The sequence below is a fragment of the Prevotella heparinolytica genome (assembly GCF_002998535.1).
GTDB classification, from domain to species: Bacteria; Bacteroidota; Bacteroidia; order Bacteroidales; family Bacteroidaceae; genus Bacteroides; species Bacteroides heparinolyticus.
On record NZ_CP027234.1, the window covers coordinates 747562 to 768250 of the forward strand.

Here is a 20689-nt window from a genome sequence, read left to right on the forward strand (position 1 = left end):
TATCCGATAGAAAAAAGATTAAGAAACTGTTTCGATTTTATTTTTGTGCCCTTTCAGCTCTCTGGACAGGCGCATGGCGCAGAAGTTCGGCCCGCACATCGTGCAATATTCTCCATCGGTATGCCGGCCGGCATGGAAATAACCGAAAGCACGTTCCGGGTCGAGCGAGAGGTCGAACTGGTCTTTCCAGCGGAACTCATACCGGGCTTTGCTCAGGGCATTGTCGCGCACTTGCGCTCCCGGATGCCCTTTGGCCAAATCGGCCGCATGCGCCGCTATCTTATAGGTGATTACCCCTACGCGTACATCTTCCTTGTCGGGCAGCGCCAGATGCTCTTTGGGAGTGACGTAGCACAGCATCGCCGTACCCTGCCAGCCTATCTGTGCCGCACCGATGGCGGAGGTGATATGGTCGTATCCCGGTGCTATATCCGTCACGATAGGGCCGAGGGTATAGAAGGGGGCATTGTGGCATTTTTCTATCTGGCGTTCCATGTTTTCCTTGATTTTGTGCATGGGCACATGGCCCGGCCCCTCAATAAAGGCCTGCACATTCTTTTCCCAAGCCCGGAGCACGAGTTCGCCCATCGTATCAAGCTCGGCAAACTGGGCTTCGTCGTTGGCATCGTATGTGGAACCGGGGCGCAGTCCGTCGCCCAAAGATACTGCCACATCGTATTGCGCCAGTATGTTGCAGATATCGTCAAAATGTTCGTACAAGAAGCTCTCACGGTTGTGCACAAGGCACCATTTGCTCATGATGCTGCCGCCACGGCTCACGATACCGCACAGGCGTTTGTCGGCCAAATGCACATTGTGGCGACGGATGCCGGCGTGAATGGTGAAGTAATCCACCCCTTGCTCGCACTGTTCTATCAAGGTGTCGCGATAAATCTCCCAACTGAGGTTTTCCGCCTTTCCTCCCACTTTCTCCAAAGCCTGATAAATGGGCACTGTACCTACGGGAACGGGACAGTTGCGTATAATCCATTCGCGTGTTTCGTGTATGTTCTCGCCCGTAGAAAGGTCCATCAGCGTATCTCCTCCCCATTTGCAGCTCCAAACGGCTTTTTCCACCTCTTCGTCGATGCTCGATGTCGTAGCGGAATTGCCTATGTTGGTATTTATTTTCACGAGGAAATTGCAGCCGATAATCATCGGTTCCGCTTCCGGATGGTTGATGTTGGCGGGCAGCAAAGCACGTCCTGCGGCGATTTCCTGACGCACAAACTCCGGAGTGATGTAGGTCTCTATCCCCAACTCGGCACAATTCATGTTCTCGCGGATAGCCACATACTCCATTTCGGGAGTGATGATGCCCTGTTTGGCATAAGCCATCTGGGTGATGCTTTTTCCGCTTTTGGCACGATAGGGCAGTGTGATATGCTCAAATCGAAGGTGGTCGAGCGCACGGTCGGCACGGCGCAAGCGTCCGTATTCCGATGTCATACTGGGCAATTGTTCCACATCGCCTCGACTCAATATCCACGGTTCGCGCAGCCGGGGAAGTCCTTTTTTCAGGTCGATTTCCATGTCGGGGTCGCTGAACGGGCCGCTGGTGTCGTAAACATATACATCGGGGTTGGGGGTGATTACCTTCTTGCCATCTGCAAAATGAGTGCCGGGCACTTGTTCTACCTTGCGCATGGCTACGCGCAATTCGGGAAACAGCTTACCCGGCAGATATACTTTTTCGGAACGGGGATATGTTATTTTCATGATGATTGGATTGAATGAATCAAAAGAATTTACGTCAAAAAGTCATAGAAATGTCATTTTTCTCGGAAGAAGAGTTTTCTAAGAACGCCGTCAACGGTGAACTTGCCTCCGCCACAAAATTATCGGCCTGCACACCCGGCTTTGCCTCATAAGCCATGCGGCCCGCTTCCACGGCTTGTTTGAATGCTCTTGCCATGGCTACCGGATTGCCGGCTACGGCGATGGCGGTATTGACGAGGCAAGCCGCAGCGCCCATCTCCATTGCTTCGGCAGCATGACTCGGAGCACCTATGCCGGCGTCTACCACGACGGGGATGTTGGCCTGTTCGATGATGATTCGCAAGAAGTCGCGGGTTTGCAGTCCTTTATTCGTTCCGATGGGTGCACCTAACGGCATGACGGTGGCGGCGCCGGCTTCTTCGAGGCGTTTGCACAAAGTCGGGTCTGCCTGACAGTAAGGAAGCACCACAAATCCCAGCTTCACCAACTCTTCCGTAGCCTTCAGGGTCTCTACGGAGTCGGGCAGCAGATAACGAGGGTCGGGATGTATCTCCAGTTTCAGCCAATTTGTACCGAAAGCCTCACGTGCCATTTGTGCGGCAAAAACGGCCTCCTCGGCGTTGCGTACTCCCGAGGTATTGGGCAGCAACCGGATGTGAGGATGACAGATGTGTTTCAGCATATCATCCTCTTTGTCGTTCAGGTCGATACGCTTCATGGCCACCGTCACCATTTCTGCGCCGGATGCCAGAACGGACTGTTCCATGACATCGTTGGAATAAAACTTTCCCGTTCCCAAAAACAAGCGGGAATTGAATTCACATCCCGCAATCACTAATTTTTCCATATTGGTGTATTTGTTGTTTTGTTGTTGGCTATTTCCATGTTTATTGACGACTTCCTTGCACGAGCCTAATGATTTTTTTCATTTCTTCCACCGGCTGATGGGCGCTCAGCACCGCGCCCGAAAGGGCAATCCCGCCAACGCCTGTCTGCATGACAGCCGGAATGTCTTCCGCCGTAATTCCTCCGATGGCCACTACCGGCAAGTATATGTCCGCTTTCCGCATTTGGCCGAGAATGTCCATATAGCCCTCTATTCCCAATATCGGACTCAAGTTTTTCTTGGTGGCGGTGTAGCGAAAAGGACCGCAACCTATGTAGTCGGCACCTGCCGCATGGTGCATCCGTATATCCTCAAACGTATTGGCCGTGCCGCCTATGATGAAATTTCCGCCCAAAATACGGCGTGCCTCGGCTATGGGCATATCGTTTTTTCCAAGATGCACACCGTCGGCATGCAGTTTCCCAGCCAGCTCCACATGGTCGTCAATGATGAAAGTGGCTTCATATTGTCGGCAAAGGGCTTGTACTTTCAGGGCCACAGGCTCTATCTCTTCCACCGGTGTGTCTTTCATGCGCAGTTGCACCCAGCGGCAACCGCCCTCAAGAGCCATGCGTGCGGCATCCGGATGGGAATACCGTTCCGTATGATGGGTGATAAACTGAATTTGTGCCATGACAGTTACCCTCCGCAGGCGGCTTTAATGATGACGACGGACAGGGATTCATGCAGGACATGCGCCGGCCATTCCGCACGGGGCACCATGCGGTTGTCTACGGCAACGGCAATGCCTTGTGCCGGCAAGGAGAGTTCTTCAATAAGTTGCGCAAGGGTGGTGGCATCGGTTTCCACTTCTTTGCTGTTGACTGATACTTTCATTTTTTCTGTTTCTAAAAAAATAATGGAAGTAAACACAAAGAAGCGCGCCGTTACGGCAGATGCTTTTAGAAGAAAAGAAATATCCAATTCCTACGGCAGTACTAACTGCATCAGGTTCGAGGGTATGATCTCAGCCCGTCGAGGGGCACCCCTTTGTCTTTACGTTGGCAAAGATACAACAAAGAGGAGGCAAAAGCAAGTAATAGGGGAGATAAAAAAAGTTCTTTTATTCTTTTGCCTGAAAAGTATGGATTTCAGGCAAAAGAACAAAAGAACATAACAAAGAAGTCAGGAATAAAAGCCTGTTTAAACTTCACTTGCAAAGACAATGCAGCGTAAAATTTAAACAGGCTCTAAATCAGACTGAATATTATTCGATTCCGTGAGCGGATGCTTCGGGAGCGATTTTCTTGATTAATCCTTGCAAAACCGTACCGGGGCCACATTCCGTAAAGTCCGTAGCGCCATCGGCAACCATGTTTTTCACGGTTTGCGTCCAGCGTACCGAAGCCGTCAGCTGAGCCACCAGATTCTTTTTGATTTCTTCCGGATCGGTGTGGGGCAATGCGTCCACATTCTGATATACCGGACATTTCGGGGTATGAATGGCTGTGGCGTTGATGGCCGCTTCCAGTTCTACTTTGGCAGGGTTCATCAGCGGAGAGTGGAATGCGCCGCCCACTTTCAGGGGCAATGCACGCTTGGCACCGGCGGCCTTCATCAGTTCGCATGCTTTGTCGATACCCGCCATAGAGCCGGAAATAACGATTTGTCCCGGACTGTTGTAGTTGGCAGCCACACATACTTCGCCTTCGGCGCTTACCTGAGCGCAGATTTCCTCTACTTTCTCATCGGGCAGGGCAATGATGGCTGCCATGGTAGAAGGTTGTGCCTCACAGGCTTTTTGCATGGCCATGGCGCGGGCGTAAACCAGTTTCAGGCCGTCTTCAAAGCTCAAAGCGCCGGCGGCAACCAATGCCGAAAATTCGCCCAGCGAATGGCCGGCGGTCATTTCGGGTTTGAAGCCATCGCCCATGCAGAGGGCGGATATAACGGAGTGAAGGAATACGGCAGGTTGAGTAACCTTGGTTTGGCGGAGATCTTCGTCCGTACCGTTGAACATGATATCGGTGATGCGATATCCGAGGATATCATTTGCTTTTTCAAAAAGTTCTTTGGCCAAAGCCGAGTTTTCGTACAGGTCTTTTCCCATGCCCACGAATTGAGCGCCTTGACCCGGAAATACAAATGCTTTCATAATTTTACTTGTTTTAGTGTTTAATGAAAAAACTGCTGCAAAGGTATGCTTTTTCTTCACATAAACCATACGAAAGCAACGGAAAGTTCGCATTGCCGCACTTCAGAAGGGGTGATGCCGCACTTTACCGCCCTTATGCCCGCACTTTAAGAGACATAAGGTGTGGCAATGCAACTGCTATGCCGTGGGCTTTGCCCCGACAAAGTGCGGCCATTGTATTGCCGACATGTGACGCTATCGGACTTTCTCCGATTCTTTTGATTTTCATCTCCGCCTCCTCCACCGAAGGAGGGAGTATTTATAGGGAGGTTTATTCTTAATCTTATCTTCTCTCGCGCGCGATACTGAGTTCCACAATTAACTAATTGTTTCAGTGTATATTAAGGGCGTTTTTGGGCATTTTTGAATTGCTTGCCGGCTCGGAGTTGGTTTGGAGTTGGCTTGGAGTCGGCCGATAGTAGATTAGTTGTTCTTCCAGCCTCTTCGGGAGCGATGGATGAGGTGAGATTTACGAAGAAGGAAACTCGAAATTGCCGTATCAAGTCTCGACTTCTTGTTTTTTAATTTGAGGGGGCGAATGGGATTATGCAAAAATCCGGATGCAAGGAACAATTGTTTCCATACAATAAGCATCCCCCTTCTATCCTAAGAAACCAACAAGGGAAAAACTTTAAATCAAGGCATTTACCTCTTATTGTCATTGATACAATTACATAATATTGTATGCAGTACGATAACAATATGATTTGTTATTGTAAAATATATGATATGTATCTTATTGAAAAATAGTGCTTTATAACATGAAATAAAAACGATTATTTTTTATTTGTTTTTATAAAAACTTCTCTATATTTGCAGCGTTCAAAATAAAAAATATGCAAAATACGATACATGAAATACCCTTGGCAAACAATCACATCTCCGTAGATTGTGTGGTTATCGGGTTCGACGGTGAGCAACTGAAAGTGTTGCTGATAAAGCGTGTCGGTGAAGAAAAAGGCGAAGTTTTCCATGATATGAAACTTCCGGGAAGCCTGATTTATATGGACGAGGATTTGGACGAGGCAGCTAAACGAGTGCTGAAAGAGCTTACGGGATTGAAAAATGTCAACCTGATGCAGTTCAAAGCATTCGGCTCGAAGAATCGTACGAAAGACCCCAAAGACGTTCATTGGCTGGAACGGGCCATGCAATTGAAGGTGGAACGCATCGTCACCATAGCATATCTGTCGCTGGTGAAGATAGATCGGGCGCTGAATCGGGATTTGGACAATTATCAGGCCGACTGGGTCGCTATGCAAGACGTAAAGACGCTGGCTTTCGACCACAACCTGATCATCAAGGAAGCTTTAATCTACATCCGCCAATATGTAGAGTTCAACCCTTCTTCTTTATTCGACCTGTTGCCACGAAAATTTACAGCATCACAACTGCGCACTTTGTATGAGCTGGTGTATGGGAAACAGTTAGATGTCCGCAACTTCCACAAGAAAATAGCGATGATGGAATACGTTGTCCCGCTGGAAGAGAAGCAACAGGGGGTGGCCCACCGGGCGGCACGCTACTACCGGTTCGATAAGAAAATATATAATAAAACAAGACGATAACCGATTTTAGCAGGCATAAAGAATGAGTAATCAAAAAAAATAAAAATAGAGTATGTATTTATTAGGTTATGACATTGGCAGCTCGTCAGTAAAAGCAAGTTTGGTAAACGCGGAAAGCGGCAAATGCGTTTCATCCGCATTCTTTCCCAAGACAGAGGCGGAAATCATTGCCGTGAAACCGGGATGGGCAGAACAAAATCCCGAATCTTGGTGGGAAAACCTGAAGCTGGCCACACAAGCCGTATTGGCAGAGTCCGGAGTGAGTGCCGGAGACATCAAAGCTATCGGCATCTCATATCAGATGCACGGCTTGGTGTGTGTGGACAAGAACGGGCAAGTGCTGCGTCACGCCATCATCTGGTGCGATTCAAGAGCCGTTCCATACGGCCAAAAAGCATTTGAAGCATTGGGAGAGGAGAGGTGCCTTTCGCACCTGCTGAATTCTCCGGGAAACTTCACCGCATCCAAGCTGGCGTGGATTAAGAGAAACGAACCGGCCGTATACGAACGAATTCATAAAATCATGCTTCCGGGCGACTACATTGCAATGAAGCTGACTGGTACTATCTGCACCACCGTTTCCGGCTTGTCCGAAGGCATGTTCTGGGACTTCAAGAATGATCGGATTGCCGATTTCCTGATGGAGCATTATGGCTTTGACTCTTCACTGATAGCCGATATCAGGCCCACTTTCTCCGAACAAGGACGCGTCAATGCTGCCGCTGCCTGCGAATTGGGCTTAAAGGAGGGAACCCCCATCGCTTACCGTGCCGGAGACCAGCCCAACAACGCCCTTTCACTAAATGTATTCAACCCCGGAGAAATAGCTTCTACCGCAGGTACATCCGGTGTGGTATATGGTGTGAACGGAGAAGTAAACTACGACCCCAAATCGCGTGTCAACACATTTGCACACGTCAACCATAGTGCCGAACAAACCCGCTTGGGCGTCTTGTTGTGCATCAACGGAACAGGCATTCTCAATTCGTGGGTAAAGCGCACCGTCGCTCCCGAAGGTATTTCGTACAACGACATGAATGTATTGGCCGCGCAAGCTCCCATAGGTAGCGCAGGTTTGAGCATTCTGCCCTTTGGCAACGGAGCGGAGCGTATGCTCGAAAACAAAGAAACCGGTTGTTCTGTACAAGGAATCAACTTCAACCTGCATGGAAAATCACACATCGTCCGTGCGGCGCAAGAGGGTATCGTCTTCTCTTTTAAATACGGCATCGACATTATGGAACAAATGGGTATCCCCGTACAGAAAATCCATGCGGGAAAAGCTAATATGTTCCTCAGCCCGCTATTCCGCGAAACACTGGCAGGGGTAACAGGCGCAGTAATCGAGTTGTACGACACCGACGGTTCCGTAGGAGCAGCCAAAGGGGCGGGGATTGGTGCCGGCATCTACAAAGACAATAACGAGGCTTTTGCCACATTAGAGAAGCTGGAGGTCATTGAGCCGAAACCGGCCGACCGTAAAGCGTATGCAGAAGCATACGGACGCTGGAAACAGTGCTTGCTCAACGTTCTTTCATAAAACAAACAGAATATAAAAATAAACCCTAAAAACAAATTAAGATTATGACAACAAAAGAGTATTTTCCCGGAATAGGAAAAATCAAATTCGAAGGTAAAGAGAGTATGAACCCGATGGCATTCCGCTATTACGATGCCGAGAAAATGGTCATGGGAAAGAAGATGAAAGACTGGTTGAAGTTTGCCATGGCATGGTGGCACACCCTCTGCGCAGAAGGTTCCGACCAATTTGGCGGTGGCACGAAGAAGTTTCCTTGGAACGGTGAGGCCGACAAGGTACAGGCTGCCAAAAACAAAATGGATGCCGGTTTTGAATTCATGCAGAAAATGGGTATCGAATATTATTGTTTCCACGACATAGACCTCTGCGACGAAGCCGATAGCATCGAGGAATACGAAGCCAACCTGAAAGCTATTGTGGCATACGCCAAGCAGAAACAAACCGAAACAGGCATCAAACTGCTGTGGGGTACTGCCAACGTATTCAGCCATGCACGCTACATGAACGGTGCCGCGACCAATCCGGATTTCGACGTGGTGGCACGTGCTGCCGTTCAAATCAAGAACGCCATCGATGCAACTATCGAGTTGGGCGGTACGAACTATGTATTCTGGGGCGGACGCGAAGGCTATATGTCATTGCTGAATACCGACCAGAAACGTGAAAAGGAACACCTTGCACAGATGTTGAAGCTGGCACGCGACTATGCCTGCAGCAAAGGCTTCACCGGCACTTTCCTGATTGAACCTAAACCGATGGAACCCTCCAAGCATCAATATGACGTGGATACCGAAACTGTTATCGGCTTCCTGAAGGCTCACAATCTGGATAAGGATTTCAAAGTGAACATCGAGGTGAACCACGCCACACTGGCAGGCCACACTTTCGAGCACGAATTGGCCGTAGCCGTTGACAACGGCATGTTGGGCTCTATCGATGCCAACCGCGGTGACTATCAGAACGGCTGGGATACCGACCAATTCCCCATCGATAACTACGATTTGATACAAGCCATGATGCAAATCATCCGTAACGGCGGTTTGGGCAATGGTGGAACGAATTTCGATGCCAAGACCCGTCGTAACTCTACCGATTTGGAAGACATCTTCATTGCACACATTGCAGGTATGGATGCCATGGCACGAGCTCTTGAAAGTGCAGCCAAACTACTTGAGGAATCTCCTTACAAGAAGATGCTGGCCGACCGCTATGCTTCTTTCGATGCCGGCAAAGGTAAAGAATTTGAGGAAGGCAAGCTGACACTGGAAGAAGTTGTGGCATATGCCAAGGCCAACGGCGAACCCAAACAAACCAGCGGCAAGCAAGAATTGTATGAAGCAATCGTAAACATGTATTGCTAAGCTTCATTCATATTACGAATAGCAGATTACATGATGGCTGAAGCGATGTCAAGAAAACAAAGCTTATTTGCGTTGTAATGCAATATTCGGATACGGACTTCACGGGTTTACGCATTTTTGGCACTAAATCCGTGATTTCCCGTATAATCTGCGCGGACTCTTACGTCATTGCCTTGAACATCCGGCTATTCGTAGTTTAGTCGTTTATAGTTAATCCCTAATCCCTTTTATTATGAACAATACAGAAAACGGTAGCAAAGTTTACCTTTTTTCCATTGTACTTGTTGCCGTCATTGGCGGACTACTGTTCGGATACGACACGGCAGTTATTTCCGGTGCAGAAAAAGGACTTCAGGCTTTCTTCATGGGAGCTGATTTTGAATATACCGACACGATGCACGGCATAACTTCCTCCAGTGCACTGATAGGCTGCATTCTGGGTAGCGCAATTTCAGGTTTCCTTGCTTCCAGCCTTGGTCGCAAACGCTCCCTATTCGTAGCAGGTTTCCTGTTCTTATTGTCCGCGCTCGGTTCTTATTATCCGGAGTTCTTGTTCTTCGAACGGGGAGTGCCTTCTTACTCGTTGCTGATTGCATTTAATCTTTATCGCGTCTTAGGTGGTATCGGTGTCGGTTTAGCTTCTGCTATTTGCCCCATGTATATTGCGGAAATTGCTCCGAGCAATATTCGCGGAACATTGGTTTCCTGGAACCAGTTTGCCATCATCTTCGGTCAGCTGGTGGTTTATTTCGTGAATTTCTTGATTCTGGGCAGCCATGCCAATCCCGTCATAGATTTAGTAAACGGTGTGAACCAAATCATGAACCCGGATGCAGCTGCATGGACCATTGAAACCGGATGGCGCCTGATGTTTGTCAGCGAGGCTGTTCCCGCAGGACTTTTTGCCTTGTTGGTGTTGTTTGTACCTGAAACGCCCCGCTATCTTGCCCTGTGCGGCAAGGACGAGAAGGCGTTGCATGTACTGAGCCGCATCAACGGACTTGCTCAGGCCAAAATCATCTTGTTCGAAATCAAAGCAACAGCCGAAGAAAAAACCGAAAAGCTCTTCACGTACGGATGGATGGTTATTTTCATCGGTATCATGCTCAGCGTATTCCAACAAGCCGTCGGCATCAATGCCGTGCTCTATTTCGCCCCGCGCATTTTCCATACAATGGGTATGGGTAACCCGATGATACAGACTGTGATTATGGGCGTCATCAATATTCTGTTCACACTGCTGGCTGTCTTCACGGTAGAAAAATGGGGACGCAAGCCTTTGCTGATATCCGGTTCCATCGGTATGGCAATAGGAGCATGCGGTGTAGCTCTTTGCAACCTTGTCACAGGACTTCCGTCCATTTTGCCGGTCATCAGCATCATGGTGTACAGTGCTTCATTCATGTTCAGCTGGGGTCCCATTTGCTGGGTGCTGATTGCAGAGATCTTCCCGAACACCATTCGTGGTGCGGCAGTGGCCATTGCCGTGGCATTTCAATGGATTTTCAATTTCATAGTCTCATCCACATTTGTACCTATGTATAACATGCGGTTAGGAGAGATGGGCGACAAATTCGGACACATGTTTGCCTATGCGCTCTATGGCGTCATCTGTGTGGTGGCAGCCATCTTCGTCTGGAAGTTGGTGCCTGAGACAAAAGGTAAAACGCTGGAAGATATGACCCAATTGTGGAAAAGCCGGAAACAGTAATTACTCATCCGGTGTAATTGATAAAGAAAGGTGGGGTTGATAAAGATTGACCCCACCTTTCTTTATTTCTCTCCAAACTCTATCTTCTCAAGAGTATGTAAAGTTCATACCAGCATTCTTATGAACATTCTACCTGAGGTCTTAGAATTCAGATAACATTCTTTTTTTGGGGACATTCCCGTTTTAAGAAAAAGATAGCGTGCTATAACGAGTCAGAAGAGTAAAAACAGGCTGAAAAGAAGCGCAAAAGAAGCTGAATAAAAAAACTTTTTGAGGAAAATTTAAGCAGGCTCTAAGTTTTTTGTAACTTTGCACCTTCAAAATAAAAAAGGTTTCTTTGATGTAAGGAAGATTACTCCTTAAAATCGTAAAATCAAGTAAGTAAAAATGGCTAAAAAGTTTGCCGAATATTCGCAATTCGACCTCTCTGAGGTAAACAAGGAAGTGTTGAAAAAATGGGACGAAAACGGAGTTTTCGCCAAAAGTATGACAGAACGTGAAGGTTGCCCTTCTTTCGTTTTCTACGAAGGGCCTCCCTCGGCAAACGGTATGCCGGGAATTCATCACGTAATGGCTCGCTCCATCAAAGATATATTCTGCCGCTACAAAACCATGAAAGGATTCTTGGTGAAACGCAAAGCAGGATGGGATACGCATGGCCTGCCGGTGGAACTGGGTGTGGAAAAAGCATTGGGTATCACAAAAGAAGATATCAGCAAAAGTATCTCTGTTGCCGAATACAACAAGGCTTGCCGCAAGGATGTCATGAAATTCACCAAAGAATGGGAAGACCTGACGCACAAAATGGGATATTGGGTGGATATGAAAGACCCTTATATCACTTATGACAACCGCTACATAGAAACTTTGTGGTGGCTGCTGAAACAACTCTATAAGAAAGGGTTGCTCTACAAAGGATATACCATACAGCCTTATTCGCCCGCTGCCGGTACGGGACTTAGCTCGCACGAGTTGAACCAACCCGGATGCTATCGTGATGTAAAAGATACCACCGTGGTAGGACAGTTCAAGATTAAACAGCCTAAACCGGAAATGGCAGAGTGGGGAACTCCCTACTTTTTGGCATGGACCACTACTCCGTGGACGTTGCCTTCTAACACGGCCCTTTGCGTAGGTCCGAAAATAGAGTATGTATCCGTACAAACATATAATGGATATACAGGTGAGAAAATAACCGTAGTATTGGCCAAACCTTTACTCTACACTCACTTCAATAAAAAGGCAGAAGATATTGCATTAGAGGACTATAAACCCGGAGACAAGCTCATTCCTTTCAAAGTGGTAGGCGAGTATAAGGGTACGGACTTGGTAGGTATGGAATACGAACAACTCATTCCGTGGGTAAAACCGGTGGACGTGGACAATGACGGCAACTGGAAAGCCAGTGCGAACGGTTTCCGTGTCATCCCCGGCGATTATGTCACCACAGAAGACGGTACCGGTATTGTGCACATTGCACCTACTTTCGGTGCCGATGATGCTTTCGTAGCACGTGCCGCAGGTATTCCTTCGTTGTTTATGATCAATAAAAAAGGGGAAACCCGTCCGATGGTGGATCTTACAGGTAAATTCTACCTGCTTGACGAATTGGACGAAAGATTTATTGCCGAATGTGTCAATATCGATTTATATAAAGAATACGAAGGCCGTTGGGTGAAAAACGCATACGACCCGCAATTCACCATTGATGGTAAATATGATGAAAAAGCAGCCGGAACTGCCGAGTCGCTCGACATCTATATCTGCATGATGATGAAGGCTGCCAACCAAGCGTTCAAGATAGAGAAGCACGTGCACAATTACCCGCACTGCTGGCGTACGGACAAACCGGTATTGTATTATCCGTTGGACAGCTGGTTCATCCGAAGCACAGCCTGCAAGGAGCGCATGATGGAACTGAATAAGACCATCAACTGGAAGCCGGAAAGCACCGGTACAGGACGTTTCGGCAAGTGGCTGGAAAACTTGAACGACTGGAACTTGAGCCGTTCTCGATATTGGGGCACTCCACTGCCCATCTGGCGCACGGAAGACGGCAGCGATGAGAAGTGCATCGAATCGGTAGAAGAACTTTATAACGAAATAGAGAAATCTGTGGCCGCCGGCTTGATGACGTCCAATCCTTATAAGGAGATGAATTTCAAACCCGAACTTTATACGGAGGAGAATTACGATAAGATAGACTTGCATCGTCCCTACGTAGACGATATCGTACTTGTATCTAAAGACGGATTGCCGATGAAGCGTGAAAGCGACTTGATTGACGTATGGTTCGACTCAGGTGCCATGCCGTATGCACAGATACATTACCCGTTCGAAAACAAGGAATTGCTGGACAGCCACCAAGTATATCCCGCCGACTTCATCGCCGAAGGTGTGGATCAGACTCGCGGATGGTTTTTCACGCTACACGCCATTGCCACTATGGTGTTCGACAGTGTTTCATACAAAGCCGTTATTTCCAACGGACTGGTGTTGGATAAGAACGGGAACAAGATGTCCAAACGTTTGGGAAACGCCATCGATCCATTCTCTACCATCGAAAAATACGGTTCCGACCCATTAAGATGGTACATGATTACCAACTCTTCTCCATGGGACAACCTGAAGTTCGATGTGGAGGGAATAGAAGAGGTTCGCCGCAAATTCTTCGGAACGCTGTATAATACTTATTCATTCTTCGCTCTTTATGCCAACGTGGACGGTTTTGAATACAAAGAAGCCGACGTGCAGGACGAACGTCCGGAAATAGACCGCTGGATTCTGTCCGTACTGAACACGCTGGTGAGAAATGTAGACACTTGCTACAATGAATACGAACCTACCAAAGCCGGTCGTTTGATTTCGGAATTCGTAAACGACAACCTGTCAAACTGGTATGTCCGCCTGAATCGCAAACGCTTCTGGGGTGGCGGTATGACACAAGATAAGCTGTCAGCATTCCAAACCCTCTATACGTGTTTGGAAACCGTAGCTAAGCTGATGGCCCCCATCGCTCCGTTCTATGCGGACAAACTGTATATGGATTTGATTGCAGCGACCGGACGCGATAAAGTAGTTTCGGTTCATTTATCCAAGTTTCCCGAATGCAAAGAAGAACTGATAGACAAGGAATTGGAAGATCGCATGCAGATGGCACAAGACGTGACATCCATGGTATTGGCACTCCGTCGCAAGGTAAACATTAAAGTGCGCCAACCCTTGCAGTGCATCATGATACCGGTGACAGACGACAAGCAACATGCACACATCGAGGCAGTAAAAGCACTTGTTATGAACGAGGTCAATGTAAAAGAGATTAAGTTCGTTGACGGTACCGCCGGTATATTGGTGAAGAAAGTGAAGTGCGACTTCAAGAAACTGGGACCTAAATTCGGAAAGCAGATGAAGGCTGTGGCTGCTGCCGTGGCTGAATTGTCACAAGAAGCCATCGCGCAGTTGGAGAACAACGGTTCTTATACGCTGAATTTGAACGGAGAGGAAGCTGTGATTGAAACCACCGATGTGGAAATATTCAGTGAAGACATCCCCGGCTGGTTGGTAGCCAACGAAGGCAAACTGACAGTAGCTCTTGAAGTGATCGTAACCGAGGAGTTGCGTCGCGAAGGTATTGCGCGCGAGTTGGTGAATCGCATTCAAAACATCCGCAAGTCGAGTGGCTTTGAGATAACGGATAAAATAAATATTACGTTATCAAAAAATCCCCAAACGGATGATGCGGTAAATGAATATAAAGACTATATTTGCAACCAGGTTTTAGGAACTTCACTGATGCTTATAGACGAAGTGGAAAACGGAACGGAACTTAATTTTGACGATTTTTCGTTGTATGCAAGCATCGTAAAAAAATAATTGTTTAACAAGTCGGCAGCACGGTGGTTTTCTGCCTCCTGCCGGCAACTAATCACTAAAAAACACATATTATGACAGAGAAGACGAGATACTCGGATGCTGAGTTAGAAGAATTCCGCACCATTATTATGGAGAAGTTGGAATTGGCGCAACGTGATTACGATTTGTTGAGATCCAGCTTGAATGGACAGGATGGAAATGATACGGATGATACGTCTCCAACCTACAAAGTGCTGGAAGAAGGAGCCAATACTTTGTCTAAGGAAGAAACTACGCGCCTGGCACAACGCCAATTGAAGTTTATCCAAGGATTACAAGCGGCTTTGGTGCGCATTGAAAACAAAACGTACGGTATTTGCCGCGAGACCGGTAAATTGATCCCGGCAGAGCGTTTACGTGCTGTGCCTCATGCTACATTAAGCATCGAAGCCAAAAACAACGGTAAGAAATAAAGATGAGCAAATTTTTCACAAAAGGCCGGATAGCCCTACTTATTATTTTCTCGGTACTGATTATAGACCAAATAATCAAGATTTGGATCAAGACCCACATGTATTGGCATGAAAGCATCCGTATCACCGATTGGTTTTATATCTATTTCACAGAAAATAGCGGTATGGCATTCGGCATGGAAATATTTGCAAAGCTGTTTTTAACGCTATTCCGTATCGCTGCTGTTACGGCGATTGGTTGGTTTCTGCACAGGTTTGTTAAACTGGGACTGAAAACCGGATTCATCATCTGTGTCTCTTTAGTCTTTACCGGAGCATTAGGAAATATAATCGATAGTGTGTTTTATGGGGTACTATTCAATGAGAGCACTCATTCACAGATAGCCTCTTTCATGCCCGAAGGGGGCGGGTACGCTCCATGGCTCTATGGCAAAGTAGTAGACATGTTCTATTTTCCTATCATTGATACCAATTGGCCGGAATGGATGCCGTTTGTCGGTGGACAACACTTCATATTCTTTAGTCCGATATTTAACTTTGCGGATGCGGCAATCAGCTGTGGCATCATTGCTTTGTTGCTGTTTTATGGCAAGGACTTCAATGATGCATATCATGCTGCTATAAAGAAATCATGAAAAGAAAAAATCGAATTCAATGGTATGGCGTACTCCTTTTGACGTGCTGCTTGACGGCTTGTCAGGTAAAAAGGCCTGACTATGTATTGCAGGATGACCGGATGGAGGAGGTGCTTTATGACTACCACATAGCAAAAGCTATGGGTGAGGAAGTACCGTATAATGAGAAATATAAACGGGTGCTGTACATTGAATCGGTTTTTAAAAAACATGGTATCACACAAGCCGACTTCGACTCTTCCATGGTTTGGTTTGCCCGCAATCCGGAAGTTCTCGCAAAGATATATGAAAAGGTAAACCTGCGGTTGAAAGTTGAAAGAGACGGTATCAATCATTTGATTGCCATGCGCGACCACAAACCGAAGGAATCTCTTCCCGGCGACAGCATCGATGTATGGGCTTGGCGGCAAGTCTACCGGCTGACAGGAATGCCTTTGGACAACAAGGTGGTATTTGTTTTGCCGTCGGACACTAACTTCCGCGACAGAGATACATTGCGTTGGAGTGTCCGTTTCTGTTTTCATAAAGGTGTGCCTAATGAAATACAAGACAGTACGTATGCTCCTTTTATGGCAATGCAGGTATCGTATGAGAAAAATGATAGTGTGATTGGCTTTGGCCGGAGAATAATAAAAGAAGGCGTCAACACAATCAGCCTGTACGCAGATAAGCTGGGCAAAATAAAAGAAATACGTGGATTCATCTATTATCCGGTCCAGAAAAATGGACGCTCATTATTGGCAGACCGTATTTCTTTGATGCGCTATCATGCCAAGGACAGCTTGACAATTGCCCCAACAGACAGTCTCCAACAAGTTCCCGACTCTACGCACAAGGACAGCATCGAGCAGCAACCTGCTGACTTGAAAACTCCGGGAAATGAAGAAACAGGTGTTAATGAGAATGCAGGACGCAGAAACGTACGTCCCCGTCCCACACTAAAAGAAGTTGAAAGAGTTTCCCCTTAAAGGGAAGTATCTCCTCTGAATAAAAAGAAAGATGAAACGGTATGCCTCTCATTTTCTGTTTTTCCCCGGCTATGGCTGTTTGAGCCGGCATGTCGTAGAAATGTGTGAGGGACACGTGGTACGTATCTTCCCATTGACTGAAGAAATAGAAAATACCGAATGGCTGCCGGGTGTCATCGCATTGCTTTCCGACAAAGATTCCGATCTGTCGGATTTTGACAAATGCGGAAACAAGCTTACAACAGTTCCTGCTGATATAACAGAAAAGCTTCCCTCTCTGACAGCATTTCTTTTCTCTCCTTTTGATTTTACAACGATGCGTCCCTGCGCCGAAACTCAGCGCAAACCACTGCGGTAGCAATGGCTACATTCAGTGAGTCGGAAGTCTCGCGCTCTGCCGGATAATTCGGAATGTATAGTTTTCGGTTGATAAGTTTCTCCACTTCTTTTCCTATCCCGTTTCCTTCGTTGCCCATCACGATCAATCCGCAAGAGGAGAGAGGAAGAGAATACATGTTTTCACCATCCAAAAAAGTACCGTAAACGGGTACGTCTTTCAGCGAACCGATCAGCTCGGGCAGAGAAGTGTAATGCAATTTTACACGTGCAATTCCTCCCATCGTTGCCTGTACCGTCTTAGGATTATAAGCATCCACCGTATTGGGTGAACAGAAAATATGCTCTATCCCAAACCAATCGGCAAGACGGATAATAGTACCCAAATTACCGGGATCTTGCACATCGTCCAAAGCCAGACAAAGCGAATGGTTGATGACGGAAGCATCCCATTCGTCATCCGGTTGCCGAAACACCGCCAATACTTGCTGGGGGGCTTTCAACAAACTGGCGCGCGACAACTCTTCTTCAGAAACCACGGTGACATCTGCTACCGAGAGAGGTCTGTTTTGAGAAAGCCATTCGGCAGTTGCCAAGAGAAAAAGGCAGGGAAAATGCCCCAACAAATCGCCGACAAGTTTAGGCCCTTCGGCCAGAAAAACCTTATCGGATTTGCGGTTCTTCTTCAACTCCAAAGAGTGGATATATTTTATGCGGTTCTTACTCAGTGCCATGAAATCAATGTTATTATTCGGACAAAAATACTCTTTTTCGTGGAACATAACAAACTGTGTGGAAATGAAAGAGAAAGAAAAGAGAGAATTTAAGCGGACACTTGACTCAGGTGAGAAAAAATACAAGTATATTTGCATTTGTTTATGTGCAATCAATCAATTGATATGGATAAAGGCTTCTGCTACACGATACTTGCCACTGTTTTACTCCTATTGGCTTCTTGTTCATCTACCAAATATGTGCCGGACGGTTCGTATTTATTGGACGAAGTGCGCATACACACCGACAACAAAGAAGTGAAACCTTCCAATCTGTCCATATACCTTCGTCAGACCCCTAACTCCAAGTGGTTCAGCTTAATAAAAACTCAACTGTACATATACAATTGGTCGGGACGCGACTCTACGCGCAGCATCAACCGCACTTTGCGAAGATTAGGAGACGCCCCTGTCATTTATAGCGAAGAAGAAACCAGCCGTACCGGAGAGGAAATCACTAAAGCGGTGCAGAACATGGGTTATATGAGAGCCACGGTAATTCCTGTGCGCCAAACTAAGAAGAAGAAAATGAAGTTGACTTATCAGGTTATTACCGGAAAGCCTTATATCGTGCGTTCTATAAAATATGATATTCAAGACGATAAAATAAAACAGTACGTCCGGCAAGACTCTGTATTGACCCTTTTATCTGAAGGCATGCGCTTTGATGTCAATGTATTGGATGCGGAACGCCAGCGCATTACGGACATCTTGTTGCAAAACGGATATTATAAATTCAATAAGGAATACATCTCGTACACCGCCGATACTGTGCGGAACAGCTATTATGTTGACCTGACCTTATCCTTGATTCCATATAGACAACACAGCGAAGATAAACCGCAACCTCATCGGCAATATACCGTAAATAAGGTCAGTTTCATTACGGATTATAACATGTTGCAATCGCCCGCTCTAAACAGTATCGAAGTGAATGACTCATTGCACTACAAAGGCTTTCCTATTTACTATAAAGATAAATTGTATCTACGTCCCAAGGTACTGACCAACAATTTGTACATCACTCCCGGAGATTTATATAAAGAGCGGGATGTGCAACGCACTTATTCCAATTTCGGACGTCTGCAAGTATTGAAATATACGAATATCCGTTTTTTCGAGACACAACAGAATAATCATCCTACGCTGGATGCATACGTAATGCTGACAAAAAGCAAGCATCAGGCTGTCTCATTCGAAGTAGAAGGAACTAATTCTGCCGGTGATTTGGGTGCGGCGGCATCCGTGTCATTTCAGAACCGTAATGTCTTCAGGGGTTCGGAAGCGTTTATGCTCAAATTGCGTGGAGCATACGAAGCCGTATCGGGCTTGCAAAACGATTTGAATCAGAATTACATTGAGCTGGGCGCAGAGGCTACCATCAATTTTCCGCGTTTCATGTTCCCGTTCATCTCCAACGATTTCAAGCGGAGAATAAGAGCCACTACGGAGTTCGGCTTACAGTACAACTACCAAATGCGACCTGAGTTCACTCGTATCGTGGCCTCTGCCGGTTGGAGTTACAAATGGGGGGTACAGCAACAACGCTCGCAACATCGCATTGACTTGCTGGATATTAATTATCTGTACATGCCTTGGATAGATGAGGAATTCAGAGAAACATATCTGGAACAAGATGAAAACTACATCCTAAGGTATAATTATGAAGACCGTTTCATTGTACGAACCGGATACAGCTATACTTATCACAGTGCCGGAAGGGGATTTATCAATAATTCCCTGACCGGTAACTCTTATGCCGTTCGTCTGAACCTTGAATCGGCGGGAAATCTGCTCTATGCTTTGGCGAAGGTAGGAGGGATGAAGAAAAACGACGAGGGAGAATATACTTTACTGAATATTCCTTTTGCACAATATCTTAAAGGTGATTTCGATTTTGCCAAAAACTGGACGATTGATTACCGTAACTCTCTGACATTTCATTTAGGTGCCGGCATTGCTATGCCTTACGGAAATGCATCTATCGTTCCTTTTGAAAAACGTTACTTTTCCGGTGGTGCAAACAGTGTGCGCGGTTGGTCGGTACGCGATCTGGGTCCGGGGACTTACAGTGGGGATGGCAAAAACTTTTTGAATAAAACCGGAGACATTAAATTGGATGCAAGTATTGAGTATCGTACACGTTTGTTCTGGAAACTCAGAGGAGCGCTTTTCGTAGATGCCGGAAATATATGGACCATACGAAATTACAAAGATCAGCCGGGAGGTAAATTCGAAATAGATAAATTCCACAAGCAGATTGCCGTAGCCTACGGCTTGGGATTGCGTCTCGATTTAGACTTCTTTGTATTGCGCTTTGACGGAGGTATGAAAGCTGTGAACCCGGCATATACAAATAAAAAAGAGCATTATCCGATTATACATCCGAGATTCAGCCGTGATTTTGCTTTTCATTTTGCAGTAGGGTATCCGTTCTGAGAACGGAGAGGGCATAAAAAAAGGCTATCTATCCCAGACAGCCAATCTTTTGTTAACCTTAAATCTAATACTATGAAAAACACATTGCAAATATACGTACTTTCTGCATATCTCCAAAAGAACGGAGTGTAATGGCTTAATTTATAACACGGTTTAATAAGAATATCCCGTTATTAACAGTTTTGTGCCCGAAAAACAAAAAAAATCACTATCTTCATGCCCTGAATAGAGAAAATGTTTTTATGAATATAAATAGGAGCTTGTTTGCATTTATTTCAGCTTCTAAAGTACTGA

General features: G+C 46.5%; 16 protein-coding genes and 1 riboswitch. Of the genes, 10 read left to right on the forward strand and 6 right to left on the reverse strand.

Annotated features, from left to right (window positions below; translation table 11 throughout):
• Positions 1–18: 18 nt before the first annotated feature.
• The 5 genes from thiC to fabD all read right to left on the reverse strand — a co-directional run bounded on the left by thiC (position 19) and on the right by fabD (position 4700).
• The gene (gene thiC / locus C3V43_RS03060) at positions 19–1719 is read right to left on the reverse strand and encodes a phosphomethylpyrimidine synthase ThiC (protein WP_235655879.1); all 1701 of its coding nucleotides are present in this window, start codon (positions 1717–1719) and stop codon (positions 19–21) included.
• Positions 1720–1753: 34 nt separating this feature from the next.
• Positions 1754–2566 carry a thiazole synthase gene (locus C3V43_RS03065; protein WP_106068547.1) on the reverse strand — a complete coding sequence of 271 codons (813 nt, stop codon included), beginning with the start codon at positions 2564–2566 and terminating at the stop codon, positions 1754–1756.
• 40 nt (positions 2567–2606) lie between these two features.
• Entirely contained in the window at positions 2607–3239 is a 633-nt protein-coding gene (locus C3V43_RS03070; RefSeq protein ID WP_394336147.1) for a thiamine phosphate synthase, read from the reverse strand.
• Positions 3240–3244: 5 nt separating this feature from the next.
• Positions 3245–3442 (reverse strand): sulfur carrier protein ThiS, encoded by a 198-nt coding sequence (gene thiS / locus C3V43_RS03075; RefSeq protein WP_106070435.1) that lies wholly within the window; start codon positions 3440–3442, stop codon positions 3245–3247.
• Positions 3443–3512: 70 nt separating this feature from the next.
• A riboswitch (TPP riboswitch) is annotated at positions 3513–3605 on the reverse strand.
• A 207-nt stretch (positions 3606–3812) separates the two neighbouring features.
• The gene (gene fabD, locus C3V43_RS03080) at positions 3813–4700 is read right to left on the reverse strand and encodes an ACP S-malonyltransferase (protein ID WP_106068549.1); all 888 of its coding nucleotides are present in this window, start codon (positions 4698–4700) and stop codon (positions 3813–3815) included.
• Positions 4701–5575: 875 nt separating this feature from the next.
• Here fabD and C3V43_RS03090 point away from each other — a divergent pair.
• The 9 genes from C3V43_RS03090 to C3V43_RS03130 all read left to right on the forward strand — a co-directional run bounded on the left by C3V43_RS03090 (position 5576) and on the right by C3V43_RS03130 (position 17205).
• Complete coding sequence (locus tag C3V43_RS03090; protein WP_106068551.1) at positions 5576–6307, forward strand: NUDIX hydrolase; 732 nt, start codon at positions 5576–5578, stop codon at positions 6305–6307.
• 52 nt (positions 6308–6359) lie between these two features.
• The gene (locus tag C3V43_RS03095; RefSeq protein ID WP_106068552.1) at positions 6360–7847 is read left to right on the forward strand and encodes a xylulokinase; all 1488 of its coding nucleotides are present in this window, start codon (positions 6360–6362) and stop codon (positions 7845–7847) included.
• A 44-nt stretch (positions 7848–7891) separates the two neighbouring features.
• The gene (gene xylA / locus C3V43_RS03100) at positions 7892–9208 is read left to right on the forward strand and encodes a xylose isomerase (RefSeq protein ID WP_106068553.1); all 1317 of its coding nucleotides are present in this window, start codon (positions 7892–7894) and stop codon (positions 9206–9208) included.
• A gap of 232 nt (positions 9209–9440) precedes the next feature.
• A complete protein-coding gene (gene xylE / locus C3V43_RS03105) occupies positions 9441–10919 on the forward strand; it encodes a D-xylose transporter XylE (protein ID WP_106068554.1) in 1479 nt (492 codons plus the stop codon).
• A 387-nt stretch (positions 10920–11306) separates the two neighbouring features.
• Complete coding sequence (ileS, locus tag C3V43_RS03110; protein WP_106068555.1) at positions 11307–14792, forward strand: isoleucine--tRNA ligase; 3486 nt, start codon at positions 11307–11309, stop codon at positions 14790–14792.
• A 71-nt stretch (positions 14793–14863) separates the two neighbouring features.
• Positions 14864–15244, forward strand: a complete 381-nt coding sequence (locus C3V43_RS03115) for a TraR/DksA family transcriptional regulator (RefSeq protein WP_106068556.1) — start codon at positions 14864–14866, stop codon at positions 15242–15244.
• Positions 15245–15246: 2 nt separating this feature from the next.
• Positions 15247–15879: a lipoprotein signal peptidase gene (locus C3V43_RS03120; RefSeq protein WP_106068557.1), complete on the forward strand. Its 633-nt coding sequence runs from the start codon at positions 15247–15249 to the stop codon at positions 15877–15879.
• Positions 15876–16847 carry a DUF4296 domain-containing protein gene (locus C3V43_RS03125; RefSeq protein WP_106068558.1) on the forward strand — a complete coding sequence of 324 codons (972 nt, stop codon included), beginning with the start codon at positions 15876–15878 and terminating at the stop codon, positions 16845–16847. The genes C3V43_RS03120 and C3V43_RS03125 overlap by 4 nt, the downstream gene beginning before the upstream one ends.
• Before the next feature lie 31 nt (positions 16848–16878).
• Positions 16879–17205: a hypothetical protein gene (locus tag C3V43_RS03130; RefSeq protein WP_106068559.1), complete on the forward strand. Its 327-nt coding sequence runs from the start codon at positions 16879–16881 to the stop codon at positions 17203–17205.
• On the opposite strand, the gene C3V43_RS03135 is transcribed toward C3V43_RS03130, so the two are convergent.
• On the reverse strand, positions 17156–17917 hold the full coding sequence (locus C3V43_RS03135) for an RNA methyltransferase (RefSeq protein WP_106070436.1): 762 nt from the start codon (positions 17915–17917) through the stop codon (positions 17156–17158). The two genes, C3V43_RS03130 and C3V43_RS03135, sit on opposite strands and share 50 nt — an antisense overlap.
• Positions 17918–18082: 165 nt before the next feature.
• Between C3V43_RS03135 and tamL the strand changes: the two genes are divergently transcribed.
• Positions 18083–20395 (forward strand): translocation and assembly module lipoprotein TamL, encoded by a 2313-nt coding sequence (gene tamL / locus C3V43_RS03140; RefSeq protein WP_106068560.1) that lies wholly within the window; start codon positions 18083–18085, stop codon positions 20393–20395.
• Positions 20396–20689: the final 294 nt, after the last annotated feature.

Bases quoted from the DNA above. Each gene is read 5' to 3' on its own strand.
- thiC (WP_235655879.1), bottom strand. From the start codon at position 1,719: ATGAAAATAACATATCCCCGTTCCGAAAAAGTATATCTGCCGGGTAAG.
- C3V43_RS03065 (WP_106068547.1), bottom strand. From the start codon at position 2,566: ATGGAAAAATTAGTGATTGCGGGATGTGAATTCAATTCCCGCTTGTTT.
- C3V43_RS03070 (WP_394336147.1), bottom strand. From the start codon at position 3,239: ATGGCACAAATTCAGTTTATCACCCATCATACGGAACGGTATTCCCAT.
- thiS (WP_106070435.1), bottom strand. From the start codon at position 3,442: ATGAAAGTATCAGTCAACAGCAAAGAAGTGGAAACCGATGCCACCACC.
- fabD (WP_106068549.1), bottom strand. From the start codon at position 4,700: ATGAAAGCATTTGTATTTCCGGGTCAAGGCGCTCAATTCGTGGGCATG.
- C3V43_RS03090 (WP_106068551.1), top strand. From the start codon at position 5,576: ATGCAAAATACGATACATGAAATACCCTTGGCAAACAATCACATCTCC.
- C3V43_RS03095 (WP_106068552.1), top strand. From the start codon at position 6,360: ATGTATTTATTAGGTTATGACATTGGCAGCTCGTCAGTAAAAGCAAGT.
- xylA (WP_106068553.1), top strand. From the start codon at position 7,892: ATGACAACAAAAGAGTATTTTCCCGGAATAGGAAAAATCAAATTCGAA.
- xylE (WP_106068554.1), top strand. From the start codon at position 9,441: ATGAACAATACAGAAAACGGTAGCAAAGTTTACCTTTTTTCCATTGTA.
- ileS (WP_106068555.1), top strand. From the start codon at position 11,307: ATGGCTAAAAAGTTTGCCGAATATTCGCAATTCGACCTCTCTGAGGTA.
- C3V43_RS03115 (WP_106068556.1), top strand. From the start codon at position 14,864: ATGACAGAGAAGACGAGATACTCGGATGCTGAGTTAGAAGAATTCCGC.
- C3V43_RS03120 (WP_106068557.1), top strand. From the start codon at position 15,247: ATGAGCAAATTTTTCACAAAAGGCCGGATAGCCCTACTTATTATTTTC.
- C3V43_RS03125 (WP_106068558.1), top strand. From the start codon at position 15,876: ATGAAAAGAAAAAATCGAATTCAATGGTATGGCGTACTCCTTTTGACG.
- C3V43_RS03130 (WP_106068559.1), top strand. From the start codon at position 16,879: ATGAAACGGTATGCCTCTCATTTTCTGTTTTTCCCCGGCTATGGCTGT.
- C3V43_RS03135 (WP_106070436.1), bottom strand. From the start codon at position 17,917: ATGGCACTGAGTAAGAACCGCATAAAATATATCCACTCTTTGGAGTTG.
- tamL (WP_106068560.1), top strand. From the start codon at position 18,083: ATGGATAAAGGCTTCTGCTACACGATACTTGCCACTGTTTTACTCCTA.